This window comes from Methylobacterium litchii (assembly GCF_038442315.1).
Classification (GTDB): Bacteria; Pseudomonadota; Alphaproteobacteria; order Rhizobiales; family Beijerinckiaceae; genus Methylobacterium; species Methylobacterium litchii.
Genome location: NZ_JBBXMY010000023.1, coordinates 41,504 through 58,379 on the forward strand (window position 1 = coordinate 41,504; position 16,876 = coordinate 58,379).

At 68.4% G+C, this 16,876-nt stretch carries 14 protein-coding genes and 1 pseudogene; 7 read left to right on the forward strand and 8 right to left on the reverse strand.

The annotated features are described in order from the left end of the window. Positions 1-134 precede the first annotated feature (134 nt). Entirely contained in the window at positions 135-611 is a 477-nt protein-coding gene (locus tag AAHF99_RS24720; protein ID WP_342167007.1) for a CYTH domain-containing protein, read from the forward strand. Between the two features lies 1 nt (position 612). Here the strand turns inward: AAHF99_RS24720 and AAHF99_RS24725 are convergent, their stop codons facing one another. Then, positions 613-1,806: a YbfB/YjiJ family MFS transporter gene (locus AAHF99_RS24725; RefSeq protein WP_342167008.1), complete on the reverse strand. Its 1,194-nt coding sequence runs from the start codon at positions 1,804-1,806 to the stop codon at positions 613-615. A 220-nt stretch (positions 1,807-2,026) separates the two neighbouring features. Between AAHF99_RS24725 and AAHF99_RS24730 the strand changes: the two genes are divergently transcribed. Next, positions 2,027-2,575: an invasion associated locus B family protein gene (locus AAHF99_RS24730; protein WP_342167009.1), complete on the forward strand. Its 549-nt coding sequence runs from the start codon at positions 2,027-2,029 to the stop codon at positions 2,573-2,575. 2 nt (positions 2,576-2,577) lie between these two features. Here the strand turns inward: AAHF99_RS24730 and mdoH are convergent, their stop codons facing one another. The 7 genes from mdoH to AAHF99_RS24765 form a co-directional block, all read right to left on the reverse strand. Continuing rightward, a complete protein-coding gene (gene mdoH / locus AAHF99_RS24735) occupies positions 2,578-4,713 on the reverse strand; it encodes a glucans biosynthesis glucosyltransferase MdoH (RefSeq protein WP_342167010.1) in 2,136 nt (711 codons plus the stop codon). Beyond that, on the reverse strand, positions 4,713-6,266 hold the full coding sequence (locus tag AAHF99_RS24740; protein ID WP_342167011.1) for an OpgD/OpgG family glucan biosynthesis protein: 1,554 nt from the start codon (positions 6,264-6,266) through the stop codon (positions 4,713-4,715). The genes mdoH and AAHF99_RS24740 overlap by 1 nt, the downstream gene beginning before the upstream one ends. A gap of 129 nt (positions 6,267-6,395) precedes the next feature. After that, positions 6,396-6,839, reverse strand: a complete 444-nt coding sequence (locus AAHF99_RS24745) for a Ros/MucR family transcriptional regulator (RefSeq protein WP_342167012.1) — start codon at positions 6,837-6,839, stop codon at positions 6,396-6,398. Between the two features lie 421 nt (positions 6,840-7,260). Further along, a complete protein-coding gene (locus tag AAHF99_RS24750; RefSeq protein ID WP_342167013.1) occupies positions 7,261-7,422 on the reverse strand; it encodes a YqaE/Pmp3 family membrane protein in 162 nt (53 codons plus the stop codon). Positions 7,423-7,454: 32 nt separating this feature from the next. Further along, positions 7,455-7,808: a hypothetical protein gene (locus tag AAHF99_RS24755; protein WP_342167014.1), complete on the reverse strand. Its 354-nt coding sequence runs from the start codon at positions 7,806-7,808 to the stop codon at positions 7,455-7,457. 74 nt (positions 7,809-7,882) lie between these two features. Further along, positions 7,883-8,236 carry a hypothetical protein gene (locus AAHF99_RS24760; protein ID WP_342167015.1) on the reverse strand — a complete coding sequence of 118 codons (354 nt, stop codon included), beginning with the start codon at positions 8,234-8,236 and terminating at the stop codon, positions 7,883-7,885. 96 nt (positions 8,237-8,332) lie between these two features. After that, complete coding sequence (locus AAHF99_RS24765) at positions 8,333-9,439, reverse strand: SMP-30/gluconolactonase/LRE family protein (protein ID WP_412759947.1); 1,107 nt, start codon at positions 9,437-9,439, stop codon at positions 8,333-8,335. Positions 9,440-9,579: 140 nt separating this feature from the next. Between AAHF99_RS24765 and AAHF99_RS24770 the strand changes: the two genes are divergently transcribed. The 5 genes and pseudogenes from AAHF99_RS24770 to AAHF99_RS24790 form a co-directional block, all read left to right on the forward strand. Further along, complete coding sequence (locus AAHF99_RS24770) at positions 9,580-9,867, forward strand: hypothetical protein (RefSeq protein WP_342167017.1); 288 nt, start codon at positions 9,580-9,582, stop codon at positions 9,865-9,867. A gap of 84 nt (positions 9,868-9,951) precedes the next feature. Then, positions 9,952-12,858 (forward strand): bifunctional diguanylate cyclase/phosphodiesterase, encoded by a 2,907-nt coding sequence (locus AAHF99_RS24775; protein ID WP_342167018.1) that lies wholly within the window; start codon positions 9,952-9,954, stop codon positions 12,856-12,858. 43 nt (positions 12,859-12,901) lie between these two features. Beyond that, a complete protein-coding gene (locus tag AAHF99_RS24780) occupies positions 12,902-14,041 on the forward strand; it encodes a YihY/virulence factor BrkB family protein (RefSeq protein ID WP_342167019.1) in 1,140 nt (379 codons plus the stop codon). A gap of 1,057 nt (positions 14,042-15,098) precedes the next feature. Then, positions 15,099-15,344 (forward strand): hypothetical protein, encoded by a 246-nt coding sequence (locus AAHF99_RS24785; RefSeq protein WP_342167020.1) that lies wholly within the window; start codon positions 15,099-15,101, stop codon positions 15,342-15,344. 88 nt (positions 15,345-15,432) lie between these two features. Next, positions 15,433-16,876 (forward strand): annotated as a pseudogene (locus tag AAHF99_RS24790) (hypothetical protein); the annotation flags it as partial.

Consider the following 16,876-nt stretch of genomic DNA (forward strand, 5'->3'; position numbering starts at 1 on the left):
CTTGTTCAACATCGGGTCGATGCGGTCCCCCGCCTGTTGCGTGAGCGGGATAACGTGAAGCGGTCCGTCCCGCGCCCTTGCCTCCGGGCCAATTGCGCGTAACGACGTCGCATCGCGAACGCCCCAGGCACTGCATGTCGATCGAGATCGAGCGGAAATTCCTCGCCCACCCGTCCGTGCTGGAGCATTGCCGGAACGGGGTCCGCATCGTTCAGGGCTACCTGCACACCGACGACGAGAACACGCTTCGGGTGCGGCAGATGGGCGAGCGCTACTTCGTCGCCTGGAAGGGCAAGCGGCAGGGCGCCGTCCGACAGGAGATCGAGCGCGAGGTCGATGCCGCACTCGGCGCGGCGATGCTCGACTCGGTCTCGCCCCGCCACCGGGTCGAGAAGGTCCGCCACCGCATCGCGGCCGGCGGCTTCACCTGGGAGGTGGACCTGTTCGCCGGGAGCCTCGCCGGCCTCATCCTGGCCGAGGTCGAACTGACCCGCGAGGACGAGGACGTGCCGCTCCCGTCCTGGATCGGACGCGAAGTGACCACCGACGAGCGCTACCGCAATTCGCGGCTCGCGGCCGGGATGCGTCGGCCCCTGCTGGTCGCCGCCTGAATCAGGCCTCGGCCCGCCAGAGCCAGAGCGCGGTGAGGACGAGCAGGATCGTCGCCAGCGCCCCGGTCCAGCTCAAGGCATCCCACCCGGCGACGCGGCCGGGGCCGATGGCCCGCACCATGAGCGGACCGGCGATCTGGCCGGCGGCGAAGGCGGCCGTCATCCGGGCGAGGAGCGGCGTCGGGTCGTCGGGCCGCGCTTCCCGGGCGAGTTGCAGCCCCGCCATGGTTGCCACCATGAACGTGCCGCCCACGAACACCGCCGAGGCGGCTATGGCGGGCAGTGTCTGCACGAACAAGGGCAGGGCGGTGCCGAGCGCCATCACCGCCTGCGCCAGAGCCCAGATCCGCCGCCGCGAGCCCCGCGCGGCGAAGCGGGCCACCGCCGCCACCGAGAGGGCGGCGGCGAGGCCGAACAGCGGCCATGTCAGCCCGAACGCCAGCGGGTCCGGTGCCAGCGCCCGAGCCATGGCGGGCAGGAACGTCGCGGGGACGATGTAGCCAAAGCCGAAGGTGCCGTAGCAGATCACGAGGGCCGTCTGCCCGCCCCCGCGTAGCGGAGCGACAGCGGCCGCCTCCCGCTCCGCGATTTGCGCCGGCTGCGTGCCCTGGCCGTGGGACAGGCCTTGGACCAGCAGGCCGCCGAGGGCGGCGATCACCCCCAGTTCGAGCCACAGCCTCTCCGCCGGCTGGACCCCGCCGAGCCAGGTTAGCACGCCCGCGAAGGCGATGCCGAGGCCGACGCCGGTATAGATCCAGGCCCCCAGCGCGGCAGCGCCCCGCCGGGCCAGTTCCGCGAGGCACCAGCCGCTGGCGCAGATCAGGGCCCAGGCGCTGAACACCCCCGCCGCCGCCCGCAGACCAAGGCCGAGAAAGCCGGGCGAGGAGGCCCCGACGGCGGCCATGGCGAGGGTCGTCACCGCGACGCCGAGCAGGCTGAGCAGCAGGCCGCGGCGGGGATTGCCCGAGAACCACGACGCGGTGAGCGCCCCGACGAAGTAGCCAAGATAGTTCGCCGCCGCCCATTCCGCGCCGGAGGCGACATCCAGCGTTCCGTCCCGAACCATGAGCGGCATGAGCGGGGTGAAAGCGAATCGACCGATGCCCATGGCGATGGCGAGCGCGACGAGGCCGCTCGCGACGATGGGACGGTTCGTGCCGGGGGAATGGGCGGGGGAAGGCGCGGGCGTCGTCATTGCCCAAGGGTTGAGCACGGCGGCCCGGCCTTGGGAACGCCCAATCCGCCGCATGGCTCGCGGTGAAACGCCTCTTGCAAAGCCGAACCAATGCTTGTGCTATCGAGCTTGAGCTTGTATTCGATCATATATTATCTGAATACATCTACAGATATAAGTATTTAGATATTACAACCAGCGATATCGGCCGGTGCGGTCGATGCTCCCTCCGGACAATGTGATGTCACTGATACAAACCGGTCTGGTCGTCGCCTTCCTGCTTTGCGCCTCGGGCTTCGTCGCGTCGGCGGCCGGTCCCGCGCCGGTTCCGGTCGCGTCCGACCCGGTCGCCACCACCGCCGCCTATGGCGATTGGGTGCTCCGCTGCCAGCGGGTGAACGACAAGAACCAAGCCTGCGAGGTCGCGCAGACCATCCAGGTGAAGGACAAGGACCGCACGGTCCCCGTCGCACAGATCACCTTCAGCCGCGCGAAACCCGGCGAGCCCCTGCGGATCATGGTCGTGCTGCCAACCAACATCGTGCTGCCGAGCAGCGCCGCGCTCGCGCTGTCGGAGAAGGATGCACGGCCGATCGAGTTGCCATGGCGCCGCTGCATCCCCGGCGGCTGCGTCGCGGAGGCCCAGCCCCCGGCCGATGCGCTCAAGGCCTATCTGACCGCCGCCGAGCCGGGGCGACTCACCTTCACGGACGCGACCGGCCGCCCGATGGTGCTGCCCCTCTCCCTGCGCGGCCTTCAGCAGGCCATCGAGGCGCTGAACCGAACCTGACGTCAGGCCGGTTCGGCAAGCGCAAGCGCGGCCTTCATGCCGTCGCGGGAGCCCAGCACGGCAGCCCGTTCGGCGCGGGTGAGATTTGCCCAGGCGTGGTCGAGGCTGTCCGCATCGGCGAGCTTGGCGCAGCCCACCACGAGGTTCGCGTCCAGCGGGCCTTCCCCGCGCCTGCGGGCCGGCGGCAGGGCGTCGAGGTGATGCCGGCGCAGGGCCGGATCGCGGATCAGGCGCTGCATCGCGTCCTCATCCTGCATCTCCTGGCTTAACTGCCGGTAGAGGCCGAGCGCCCGTTGCAGCGAGGGCGGCGGGGCGATCTCCTCCGGGATCCGCAGCAGGCCGAGGCGGCGCAGGGCGCGGCCGGCGCTGCGGCTCGACGTCAGCAGCACCAGCGGCACGGCGAGGCCGAGACCCACCAGAACCGGCGTCATCCAGAGGAAGAGCGGCGTCGAGACCGCATAGGCGGCGCCCGCCAGGATCAGGCCGAACAGCGTGTACTGCCAGTAGCCCCGGATGACGGCGCCGACCGGCACCCGCCCGTCGTCGCGGCGCTGCGCATTCCAGCCGGAATCCCGGCCCAGCAGCACGCCGACCACCGCCGAGGATTGGATCAGCATGGCGATGGGGGCGATCAGGCCGCCGACCAGCGTCTCGACCAGCACGCTGCCAAAAGCGCGGAGGCCGCCGCCGCAGGCCCGGCGCAGGCGGCTGTCGAACAGCAGGGCGATGTAGGCCATCAGCTTCGGCGCCAGCAGCACCGCCATCGTGGCGGTGAAGAGCTGCTCGGCGAGCACCGGATCGACCTTCGGCCAGTTCGGGAACAGCGAGGGGCCTTCGCCGAAATATTCGGGCCGCACGAAGCGCGATTGCAGCGAGATGAGCACGCCGAACAGCAGGAAGACCAGCCACAGGGGTGAGGTCACGTAGCTGCCGATGCCCATCATCAGGTGCAGCCGGCTGACCCAGTGGAGCCCCCGCGTCGGCAGCACGGCGGCATGCTGCAGGTTGCCCTGGCACCAGCGCCGGTCGCGCACCGCGACGTCGGTGAGGGAGGGCGGGCCCTCCTCGAAGCTGCCGGGCAGGTCCGGCACCATGCGCACCGCCCAGCCGCCCCGGCGGATCAGGGCCGCCTCCACGAAATCGTGGCTGAGGACGTGGCCGCCGAAGGGGGTGCGCCCGCGCAGCACCGGCAGGCCCGCCTGCTCGGCGAAGGCGCGGGTGCGGATAATGGCGTTGTGCCCCCAGTAGTTGCCCTCAGTGCCGTGCCAGCGGGCGATGCCGTGGGCGATGAGCGGGCCGTAGATCCGCCCGGCGAATTGCTGCATCCGCGCGAACAGGGTCGTGCCGTTCACGATCACCGGCAAGGTCTGGATCAGGCCGGTGCCGGGCTCCCTCTCCATCAGCGCGGCGAGGCGCACGACGCTGGCGCCCTCCATGACGCTGTCCGCGTCGAGGATGAGCATGAACGGGTAGGCCCCGCCGAAACGGCGCACCCAATCGGCGATGTTGCCGGCCTTGCGCTCGGTGTTCTTGGCCCGGCGCCGATAGAAGATCCGCCCGTGTCCCCCCGTCCGCTCACGCAGGGCGAGGAACGAGGCCTCCTCCGCGATCCACACGTCCGGATCGGTGGTGTCGCTGAGGATGAAGAAGTCGAAGCGGTCGAGACGACCGGTCGCTTCCAGGGATTCGTAGATTGCCTGCAGACCCGCCGCGATCCGCGCCGGGTTCTCGTTGTAGCAAGGCATCAGCAGGGCCGTGCGCGTGCCGAGCTCCGGCAACGTCTCGTCGGCATTCCTTCGGCGCCCGGCCAGCATGTCGATCAGGCCGCCGAGGGCGCTCGTGAAGGCCAGGGCGATCCAGGCGAACAGCACGACGAAGAGGATGAGCACCGCCCATCCGAGGAAGCTCTGCCCCGCCCCATTGAGGACGAGGTACATCTGCCGCCCGCCGATGGCGGTCATCACCACGGCGCCGCCGATGACGAGGAGCCGCCGCAGGGCGACACCCCGCGTCGGCGCGATCAGCCCGGTCTCGCGGCGCGGCTCGGCGCGCAACGACTGGACCGGCATGTCCACCGGGGCCGGGGGCGGAAGGGCGGGAACCGTCGCCGCGTCGGACACGGCGTCCAGACTCTGCATCAGGCGGTCCAGCGGTAGAGCCAGGTCTCGGAGACCGGCCCCGACTCACCGAGCAGAACGCAGCGCAGTTCCGCGAGCTTGGCGCCGCCGTGGCGCAGATGGAAGCTCACCCGCCATCCGCCCGTCTCGGGGTTGGGGATGGCCGACACGTCGGTGACCTTGCCGACGCTCGTGCCGACCTCCGCGCGGAACGGCGCGTCGGCGCCCTTCCCCTTCACCGCCTCGCCCACCACGTCGATGACGAAGATGCGGCTGTTGTCCTCCGGCCCCGCGCCAATCATGGTCCGGGTGACGCGCGCCAATTGGGTCGGCCAGGGCGTGTCCCAGCCCCAGTGCATCCGGTAGGTGTAGGTGTATTCGCCGTGGGCGGAGAGCTTGTCCTTCGGGCGCCAGAACGCGACGATGTTGTCGTTGGTCTCGTTCGGCGTTGGGATCTCCACGAGGTCGATGGCGCCTTCGCCCCAATCGCCGATGGGCTCGATCCAGAGGCTCGGCCGCTTGTCGTAGCGGGCTTCGAGGTCCTGGTAATCCGCGAAGACGCGGTCGCGCTGCATCAGCCCGAAGCCGCGCGGGTTGGCTTGCCCGAAAACGCTGAATTGCAGGTCCACGGGATTGCACAGCGGTCGCCAGATCTGCTCACCCTGGCCTGTCCACATCAGCAGCGCCTCGGAATCGTAGACGGCCGGGCGCCACTCGTCGAACCGGCGGGAATCCTTCGGCGACAACTGGTACATGCTGGTGAGCGGCGCGATGCCGGATTCGACGATGTCGACGCGGGGGTAGAGCACGCTCTCGACGTCGAACACGGTCGCGGTGCCCGGCCGTACGGTGAAGCGGTAGGCGCCGGTGACGCTCTCGCTGTCGAGAAGGGCGTGGATCACCAGGGCCGGCGAGTCGGGCTTCGGCTTCTCCAGCCAGAACGAGCGGAAGCGGGCGAATTCCTCGCCCTTGGAATTGCCGGTGCCGATGGCGAGGCCGCGCGCCGAGAGGCCGTATTGCTGCCCCTTGGTGATGGCGCGGAAGTAGCTCGCGCCGAGGAAAGCGCAGAGTTCGTCGCTGTCGCCTCCGCCCTGGCCCGGCACATGGATGCGGAAGCCCGCGAAGCCCAGGGGCTCGGTCACCCGGAACGTCGGGTCGTCATAGCTGAACAGGTCGGCATTGTAGGGCACGGCGGTGGCCTTGCCGTCCGCCACCTCGAAGATGTCGACCGCGGGACGGAAGAGGAAGCCACGCGGGAAGAACTGCACCTCGAAGGGCAGCTTCTGGTCGCGCCACAGGGCGCGCTCCTTGCGAAAACGGATGCCGCGATACTGGTCGTAGCTGAGGGACTTGATCGCCCCCGGCAGGTCGGTGGAGGGCGCCTTGAACGGCTGCTTCGACAGCGCCTGCGCGAGGCGGCGGACGGTCGATCCCTCGAACGGGCCCGGTGCGGGCGCCGGGGCAGGCTGCTTGTCGTTCGTCTCGGCCAGCGCGGCGCCCGGCAGCAGACCCCACTCCAGGAAGCCAGCCAGGGCCGTACCGGATCCGCCGAGGAGGACGTTGCGTCGATGCACGGGATTGGGTCTCTTCAGCACGTCTCGGAGCTACAGATATAGCCAAGGTGGCTGAATGGTTCCCCGCTGTCCCGGCTATGGCGTGGCGCCGGCCGCCGGGCGTCACCCGTGCGGCCGGTGCGGGTTGGTTCAAGCGGCCTTGCGGCCGGGCTCGGCGGACTCGGTCGGGCGGCCGAGGCCGAGGGACTTCGCCAGGTTCGAGCGCTTCTCGCTGTAGGACGGCGCCACCATCGGATAATCCGCCGCGAGGCCGAACCGCTCGCGGTAGGTCGCCGGGGAGAAGCCATGCGCCGCGAGGTGGCGCTTCAGCGTCTTGTAGCGGCGGCCGTCGAGGAAGCTGATGATCGCATCCGGCTGGATCGACTTGCGGACCTGCGCGGCGGACGGCTTCTCGACAGCCTCTTCCTGAACGGCAGGAGCGTTCGTGCCGAGGGCACCGAGGGTCTGGTGCACGGTGGCGATCAGGTGGGGCAGGTCGGCTGCGGCAACATGATTGTGCGACACGTAGGCGGCGACGATGTCGCCGGTCGCTACCATGAAGTCGAAGCCATGCCCTTCGGTTTCGTGAGACATTCGTGTGTTTCCATAATTGCACCCTCGACTTTGCGATGAGCTTAAACGCGGAAAAGTGCAAGGGGGAGTGATGCCGTAACGGTGTATTACAGATCAGCGCTCAGCGAATGGCTTGATGCTCATCAGTAAGATTGTCGATTGTGGAAATCGTATGGCTAGGCTCGGCGTGGCGACCTCAGTACAAGCCGGCTGCGCGCCTGTCGCGTCATGTATACTACCTAAGGTAGAGTCTTCGGCTTAAGCCCACATTATACAAATGTAATGAATGGCCGCAGCGAACGAATATTGATTTTTGTGTTATTTTGGTCAGAAAATAAAGTATTTATACAATAAAAATGAGCGCGGCGTGACATTCCATCGAATGTCACGCCGCGCTCTATTCTTTATCACAGGCCTCGGGCGATCAGGCGTGGAGAGCCTGTCAGGCCGTCTCCTTCCGCGTGACCACCAGCGCCCAGATGGTCGCAGGAATCCAGCCAATCAACGTCAGGTGGAGGACGATGCAGACGATACCCTGGAAGATCTTCCCGCGCAGGAACATGGCAAGCCACGGCGCAAGGAAGCAGATGATGATCATAACCATTTCACGAAAACTCCTTGGCGGCCGGGTGGCGATCAGTGGATCAGCATCAGCCCGACGACCAGCACGACGCAGATAGCTGCGAGAACGCCGCCGTAAAGCGGAAGGGTCCAACTGCGCTTGCCGTGCGGATCGGCGGTATCGCGGACGCGCTCGGATGCCGCTTCGTTCTTGCGGGCGAGCTTAACCTCCTGTGACGTCGGCGGGGCGCCGCCGGCCTCCTCGCAGGTGCCGAGCATCGCGGCCCCGACATCGACATGCTCGATCTTGTCCCCGGTGCGGCCGCTGTTGATGTCGCCCTTCAGCTGGGCGGCGTTGGGGCGGTCGTTTTCCGGCGGCTCGTGGGATTCGAGGTTTCCCGGCGGGGGTGGAGTTTCGGAGCGAAGCATCGTGGAGCCCTTGCAGTCGTGCGGGGCCAACGCGACACCGACGCAAAGGCTGCGTGCGGCGCGTCGCCACCTGCTCACGCTCCCGAGGGCGCCTTCGCCTCTCGCCGGAATGCGCCGAGGAAACGGTTCAGCCCGGCGACAATGCGGCCGCCCTCGGGCTCCGGCTCCTTCGGCGCGGCTTCGTCGGCCAGATCGTCGGCGACCTGCTTCAAAACTTCGCCCACGAGCTGTGGCCAGGGCTCGCCCTTCTCCTGCAGCAGGCGGGCGGCCTGAACGAGCGCCTCGACCTGTTCCGACGGCAGAGGGCGCTCCACGATTTGCGCATAGCGCATCCGGGCCGCGAGCTCCGTCGCCAGACGGTGCACCTTCGCCAGCCCTTCGGCCGGATCGTCACGGGTAGGAGCGGGCGTCTCGGTCAGCGGGAACATCACTTGGGGCGCGGCGACAACGCCCCGACTTTAGCCGATCCGCCGCGCGATGCAGCGGCGGCGGACGAGACATCCACCGCCGCGCGTCTCCGGACTTCAGTTCCTGACGGGCTTCGCGCCGATGTCGAGGCGATAGATCGTGGTGGGGAACTTCACCGTCGAGGATTCGCCGCCGTTCATGGCCGGTGTGCGGTTCATCTGCGCGGCAGGGATCCAGAGGCCGCCCTCGTCGTCGATCCACATGGCATCCACCCAGACGAGGCGGGGGTCCTGCACCAGAGTGCTGGTCGTGCCGTCCGGGGCGATCTTCAGGATGCGCAGGGCGTCGGTGTCGCTGGAATAGATGGTGCCGTCGGCGGCGATGGCCGTCCCACCCGTCGCCACGGTCGGCGCGAACAGCTTCACGTGCCGGGCGCGCTCCGCGTCGCTGGCGTTCTCGTCATCGAGCCATTGGGTCTCGATGCTGTAGAGCGGCCCGGTGCAGGGCTGGTAATAGAAGGTCTTGCCGTCCGGCGAGACTTCGAGCTGATCCGCGTGGATCGCCAGGAGCGTGCCTTTGTCGTCGCGCAGCACCTTGCCCTGGCCGGTGAGTGGACGCTGCGCGATGGTCGACCAATGCCCGTCGAGCACCCGCCGCAGCTTACCGGAGGCGAGATCGAGCACGATCAGCCCCGGATGCCCGGCGTCGGTGAGGTAGACCTTGCCGCCGTTGAAGCGAAAATCGTCGATGAAGCTCTTGTCGTTGGTGGCCGCCCCGAGCGGATACACCTTGCGGATCTGGTTGGTGGCGATGTCGATCTGCACGAGCTTCGGCCCGTTGGGCAGTGGGGCTTCGCCGAGCCCCGGCGCGCCCTTGTCGACCACCCACAGGTCGCCGTCCGGCCCCATGCGGATGGCGTTCACCGCGACGAACGCCTTGGCCGGGTCGTCGCCCTGCTTCCAGGAATTCCACTCCTCGTTCGGATAGGCGACGACCTTGCCGTCCTTCCACTCGCCGAGTTCGATGCCCTTGTTCTTGCTTTGCCGCTGGAACGGCGAGAACACCCGCCCATCCTGCGAACGGGTGACGCCGTTGAAGACGAGGCTGTCGCTCTGCAGCATCGTCTTCAGCGCCGAGCCGTCGAACTGGGCGCCCCCTTCGGCATGGCCCGGCCCGCCGAGGCCGAAGGACACGAGGAAGGCGGCGGCGAGCGTCTGGCGGATCATGCAAGGTTCCTGAAGGCGTTCAGCCTCGGAAAGCCCCCGTCGCGCGGCTGGTTCCCGGCGGCGACGCCGCAGTGGGGATGAACCTTCCCCCGCCCGATCCGTTGCCGCCCGGCTTCCCCCCGAACGGATCGGACCTCATGCGGATCACCCTCCTCGCCCTGTCGCTCGCCCTCGCATCGCCCGCCATGGCGCAGACCGTCACCGGAGGCGCGGGCAACACAGGCGTCACCCCGCCCGCCAGCGTCGGCGGCGTCACCCGCGGCGAGCGCGACCTCGGCCCGAGCCCGGTTACGCGGGGGAACGAGGCCAACCCCAGCAACTCGCCGATTCCCGGCACGACGCCCGGCGTGAACATCGGCGGCACCAACACGAGCGGCCCGCCCGGCACCGGCGGCGCGGCCGGCGGCCCTTCACTAGGCCGTTAGAATATCGCCGACAGGTTGCAAGCTAACTCATCTTAAAGTTGTGTGCGTCCATCGTGCCCCAACTGTCGGGGGCTCGATGGACTCATGTACCGCGCGTTCTTCTGCCTGACCTACGAACACACGGCCTGGGCGGTGCCGCTCGCCGCCCTGGTCTGCTGGTTCTCCTGCCTCGCGACGCTCCACCTCCTGCGTCAGGCGCGGGCCGGCACGCAGGCGAGCCATACGGCCTGGATCCTCGGAGCGGGTCTCGCAGCCGGCATTGGCATCTGGTCCACGCATTTCATCGCGATGCTCGGCTACGATCCCGGCTTCGGCATCGGCTACGATCTGTCCCTGACCCTCCTGTCCCTCGGCGTCGGGGTGGCCTCCTCCTGCACCGCCCTGGTCCTCGCCCGGCACCTGCCCGGCGCGGCGGGCGCGGCCTCCGCCGGGGCGGTGCTCGGCCTCGGCATCGCGGCGATGCACTTCACCGGCATGGCCGGCGTGCGCCTGCCGGGCTTCTTCACCTGGAACATCCCCATGGTCGGCGTCGCCCTGGTGGCGGGGACCGGCCTCGCCGCGCTGGCGCTCACCCAAGCCCGGCGCGCGGCCGGGCGCGGCGCCGACGTGGTGTCGGCCACCCTCCTGACCGGGGCCATCGCCTGCCTGCACTTCATCGCCATGGCGGCGGTGGAGATCGTGCCGGATCCGACCTTCGTGCCGGAGGTGAACACCTTCCCGCGCGGCGCGCTGGCGCTCGGCATCGCGGCAGGCATGCTGACCATCCTCGCCATGTCGGCGCTGGCGCTGTTCGTCGAGCATCTGCACCGCACGAACCGGAGCCTGCGGGAGGGCAAGCAACTCCTGCGGGAGAAGTCCGAACTGCTCGACACGGTCCTGGAGACGATGGACCAGGGCCTGATGATGGTCGATTCCGCCGGCACCGTGCGGGTCTGCAACGAGCGCGCCGTCGCCCTGCTCGGCCTGCCGCCCGCGCTCATGCGCGCCCAGGCCGCCTTCGAGGCGGTGTGCTCCCACCTGATCGCCGCCGGCCGCTTCGCCCACGCGCCCGAACGGCTGCGCCACTGGTCCCTCGACGGGATCGCGATGGGAGAAACCTACGCCTTCGAGCACGAAGGCCCGCTGGGCAGCGTCGTGGAGGTGCGGCTCGTGCCCCTCGCGGGCGGCGGCGCCGTGCTCACCTTCACCGACATCACCGCCCGCAAGGCCGCCGAGATTCGCGTCACGCAAAGCGAGGCGCGCCTGGCGCTGGCCCTCGACGCCGGCAGCGACGGCCTGTGGGATTCCGATCTCGCGACCGGCGCCGCGTGGTGCTCGGAGCGGTGGTGGCAGGTGCTGGGCTACCAGCCGGGCGATCTCGAAGCCCACGCCCGCACATGGCGGATGCTCGTCCACCCCGAGGATGCGCCCCTCACCGAGCGCACCCTGGAAGATCACCTCGAAGGCCGCACGGCGCTCTACGAGTGCGAGCACCGGATGCGCCGCAGCGACGGCACCTGGGCGTGGCTCCTCACCCGGGGCCGGGTGGTGGCCCGCGCCGAGGACGGCCGCCCCCTGCGCTTCGTCGGCACGCAGATCGACATCAGCGCCCGCAAGGCCGCCGAGGGCCAGATCGCCCACATGGCCCGCCACGACGGCCTCACCGACCTGCCGAACCGCGCCCTGTTCTACGATCGCCTCGATGAACGCCTCGGCGAACTCCGGCAGCGCGGGGGTTCGGCGGCGGTGCTCTGCCTCGACCTCGACCGGTTCAAGGCCGTCAACGACCGCCTCGGCCACCTCGCGGGGGATACGGTGCTGCGCGCCGTCGCCCACCGCATCCGGGTGGAGGTCCACGCGGAGGATGTGGTGGCCCGCCTGGGCGGCGACGAGTTCGCCGTGCTGGTGGCCGAGGGGGGCGACCTCGCCGCCATCGAGGATCTGGCGCGGCGCCTCATCCGCTCCGTGAACGCGCCGATCCCCTTCGGCGAGCAGCGGATGGAGGTGGGCCTCAGCATCGGCATTGCTCGAATGCCGGAGCACGGCCAGAGCGGCGAGGAGGTGTTCAAGCGCGCCGACCTCGCCCTCTACCGCGCGAAGCTGGAGGGGCGGAACACCCACCGCGTGTTCGAATCCGCCATGGACGAGGCGGTGGCCGAGCGCCGCGATCTCGAATGCGACCTCCGCGACGCCATCGCGGCGAACGAACTCACGCTTCACTACCAGCCGCAGATGACCACGGGCGGGCGGGACCTCGTGGGGTTCGAGGCGCTGGTGCGCTGGCGCCACCCCACGCGCGGGCTCGTGCCGCCGAGCGTCTTCGTGCCCCTGGCCGAGGAGAGCGGGCTCATCATGGCCCTCGGCGAATGGGTGCTGCGGGTGGCCTGCCGCGAGGCGGCCAGCTGGGACCGCCCCCTCAAGATCGCCGTGAACCTCTCGCCCCTCCAATTCCAGCAGCCGGACCTCGCCGAGCGGGTCCTCGCCATCCTGGCCGAGGCGGGCCTGCCGCCCGCGCGGCTCGAACTGGAAATCACCGAGTCGGTCATCATCAACGACATGGCCCGCGCGCTCAGCATCCTGCGGCGGCTCAAGAGCTTCGGCATCTCCATCGCCATGGACGATTTCGGCACCGGCTATTCCTCCCTCGCGACGCTGCAGGCCTTCCCCTTCGACAAGATCAAGATCGATCGCTCCTTCGTCGGCCATGTCGAGGGAAGCCCCCAGGCGGCGGTCATCGTCCGCGCGGTGCTCGGCCTCGGGCGCAGCCTCGGCATGGGCGTGGTGGCCGAGGGCGTGGAAACCACCGATCAGATGCGCTTCCTCACCGATGAGGATTGCGACGAGGTGCAGGGCTACCTCGTCGGCCGGCCCGAACCCATCGAGGTCTTCGCCCACTACCTCCGGGGCGAGGGTGCGGCGGCGGCCTGGGCCAGGGATGGGCAAGCCCGCCTCGCACCCCCCGAAAGACAAACCGGCCGACCCCTGAAACGCGCCGGGTCGAACGGAGGTTAGCCGAAGGAATTCGGGCGCTGTCCCGAATGAAACGGGGGCGTCGATGCCGGATTCACCTTCCCCACGTCAGGACGGAACCACGGGCGCGGCGTCCCTCATCTGGACGCTCGGCCTCGCCACTGCCCTCGTCGGCCTCGTCGCCCTGCCGAGAACCCGCACGCCGAGGCCGCGGAAGGGCGACGCCCGCGAGCCCTCGCCCTCCCATTCCGGCCCCGAGGCCGAGCACGTCGCCCGCACCCAGGCCGACCGGGGCCGCAAGGCCGCTACCCCCACGGAGATCCCCGCCGCCGGGTGGAAGGACATCCTCGTGCGCACGTGGCGGGATGTCGGCGAGAACCGCATCATGCTCGTCTCCGCCGGCGTGACGTTCTTCGCCCTGCTGGCGATCTTCCCCGCCATCGCCGCCCTGGTCTCGCTCTACGGCCTCGTGGCCGACACGGCGACCATCTCCGAGCAGCTCGGCAGCCTGCAGGGCATCCTGCCCCAGGGCGCCCTCGACATCGTCGGCGAGCAGGTGACGCGCCTCAACGAGAAGGGCAACACCACCCTGGGCTTCAGCCTGCTCCTGGGCCTCGTGCTGTCGATCTGGAGCGCCAACGGCGGCATGAAGCACGTCTTCGATGCGCTGAATCTCGTCTACAACGAGCGCGAATCGCGCGGCTTCTTCACCCTCAACCTCGTCTCCCTCGGCTTCACCGCCGGGGCGCTGCTGTTCCTCGTGCTGGCTTTGGCCGGCGTCGTGGCCCTGCCCATCGCCCTGAACTTCCTCGGCCTCGGCGAAGGCGCATGGTGGCTCTCGCAACTGCGCTGGCCGGTGATGTTCCTCGCCGTGCTCCTCGGCCTCGCGCTGCTCTACCGCTACGGCCCCAGCCGCGACGCCCCCCGCTGGCGCTGGGCCACCCCCGGCTCCGCCCTGGCGGCGTTCCTGTGGCTCGGCGGCTCTCTGTTGTTCTCGTGGTATGTCGGCAACTTCGGCAAGTACAACCAGACCTACGGGTCCCTCGGCGCCGCCATTGGTTTCATGACCTGGATCTGGATTTCGACCACCATCGTGCTGCTCGGCGCGCAGGTGAACGCCGAGATGGAACACCAGACCGCCGAGGACACGACGGTGGGCCAACCCCAGCCCATGGGCACCCGCCGCGCCCGGATGGCGGACACGGTGGGGCAGGCCGCCGAGTGACCGGCAAAGGGGTGTGGCGCGAATATCACGCCCCGCCGAGATTGCGCGAAACCCCCGGCCCCAGCCGGCGGAACGCCCAACCGGGGGGCGGAACGCCGGGTTTCCCGCACCCAGATTCCCGGCCCATCCCGCAAAGCAAAACCGCGATAAACCGCCTCTCCCCCAAGGCCGAAGGGCATCCCGAGAGCATCACCGCGCCATCATGCGGACCAGCGGCGGCGTTTGACTGGACAGGATCTTGCGGGAGGCCCCCGGTCGCCCCCCGGAACACTGGAAGGCGGCGCCGTATCGACCGCTGTTGCGCCCTCCACTTCGGCTGAAAACTGAAGACGCCGCATCCCCCCGCGAGTCCCCACGCCCACACCGCCACGAGCCGAAGCGCACGCCGCCCGCCGGAAAGCGCCCCGGAACCGGCCCGCCAACGCTCCCACACCCCGTCCCTCGACACTATCGCGACCGAAGCGATTGCCACGAGATCTTGGGCGACATCCGTGCCGGGCCGGATAGTCAATCGCGACGCCACAGGGCCGATCATCGGCATCGCGTCGAAGCTTGGCAAATCCCGGCAGGATCACGCGACCGCCACGGCGGACAATCCTGAAGAGCGCGGTCTTCGCCGCAGAAACCTGCCCAGACCCACCCGTACTGAGTTTCACCGAGCCGATAATCCGGGAGCTACGGCCGACCGCGCGCCAACATCCGTTGAGCCGCCGAGAGTGCGATCCACCGATCACACAGTTTCACCGATGAACTGTCGATGGATTGCTTTCCGAGTTGTTAAGCAATGCTCGGCGGCAACTCGTTCACCTTAGTGATGGAACCGCCCCTCGCCCTGCGTTGACAGGGTCCTGAGGCTCGGACATCACCAATTCGCTTCAAGTAATACGGCCAATATTACTGCAAGTTGCAGCTCAAAACAATGCAATCAGCGCTGAGCAGGCAACTTGTTAGGCTGGATCGGGCAAGAGTTCGGGATGTTCGGCGTCTTTCGGGGCGCCGTGACGGAACCGAAGCCTGCGAATGCTGGGAGCGGGGCCGAGGGGTCGGGGGTGATCGGATGCGCGAGCGCAAATCGGATGGCCGGTTCGAGGATGCGGACCACGAGAGCCAGGGCGACGAGGACCGCCGCGCGGTCCTCGTCGCCCTCATGCTGGCGGCGGTCTCCGGCTTCGTCATGGGCCTGATCGCCCACGGCGAAGCGGGCCTCGCACTCCTGGCGACGTTCCTCGTGCCGAGCATGGGCTTCGCCGGCTGGTGGCTCCGCGGCGCCTTCGAGCAGGACCGGCTTCAGACCGAGCCCTGACACCACTCCCAAAAACGGAATTCGCTGCCCGCCCGAAGGCGGGCGGCTCAACGCGACGGCGACGGCGCGACCATCATCGAGGGTAAGCATGAACACGAACCGCACCAACCGGCCCGCCGACCAGAAGGGCCGCCGCCTCGTCCACGTGGGCTACACCGTGGGCATCCAGGGTGATCTCTCGCGGGGCATGCGCAGGCGGATCATGGCCGTGCTGCGGCTGTCGTCGTTGTGCATGGCCTTTGGCCGGAGGGCGCGGCTGGGGGCGCTTGGGGCCGGGGCGGTGGTTGCGACGTTTGGTATGGCAATGCCTGCACTGAGCTGCACAGCACAAAAGCTCGGCCCGGTTCCTGCCTGGGGAGCTTGCTCCATTACTATTGGCGATGAAACCACCTCATCAACAGACTACGCTGTGGTAATTGGTGATGGAGCAAAAACTTCGAATTTTTACGGAGTTGCTGTTGGTTATCAGGCATATTCAGCATATAAAAGTGTTTCATTGGGTTATCAAGCAAATGCTTCGAGCTCATCATCTATCGCTATAGGATGGTATGCGACTGCTGATACCGAAGATAGTGTGGCTATAGGTACTAAATCTAAGACTAATGCTGCAGTTGCAACATCAAATGCCACAATTGGCAATATCACTATTCAAGGCTTTGCTGGTTCAACTCCTGCTGGCTCGGTGTCGGTTGGTGGCTACGATTTTGATAAGGGCGTGACCAATTATCGGCAGATCCAGAACGTGGCAGCGGGTCAGGTGACGGCCACGTCGACGGACGCGATCAACGGCAGCCAGCTTTATGCGGCGGTCTCGGCCGTCTCGGCCGCGTCCGGTGCCAGCGATACGCCCGCGATTGGGACTGGCGCGAAGGCGACGGGGAGTGGGGCGGCGGCCTTTGGCTCGTCCGCCAATGCGGCGGGGTCTTATAGTCTGGCGGCGGGCTATCAGTCGGTCGCGACGACCCAGGATGCGGTCGCCCTCGGCTCGCAGGTGTCGGCGACGGGGTCTGCGGCGGTCGCGATCGGCCACGCCAGCCAAGCCTCGGGCGACCGAGCGACGGCGGTGGGACCCCAGGCGACCGCCTCGGGCGTGAACAGTTTGGCCCTGGGCTACAAGGCCGACGCCAGTGTCGCCAACAGCGTCGCGTTGGGCGCCTATTCGCGCGCGGGGTCCCCCACCAACGTGTCGGACGCCACGATCGGAACCACGACGTACGGCGGCTTCGCGGGAACCACGCCCACCGGCACGGTCTCGGTCGGCGGCCAGAATGTCGATACGCGTCTCTTCGACACGCGCCAAATCACGAACGTCGCCGCCGGCCAAATCACCGCCGACTCGACCGACGCCATCAACGGCAGCCAGCTGTACTCGGTGGCCTCGACGACGCAGGTGCAGATCGCGCCTCTGACGAGCCCTGCGCCTGCGATTGGGTCGGGTGCGGTGGCGAGCGGCTCGTACGCGGCGGCATACGGGCCCAGCGCAAAGGCCACCGGGGACTTCTCGACGGCCGTCGGCTTCAACGCGAGCGTGA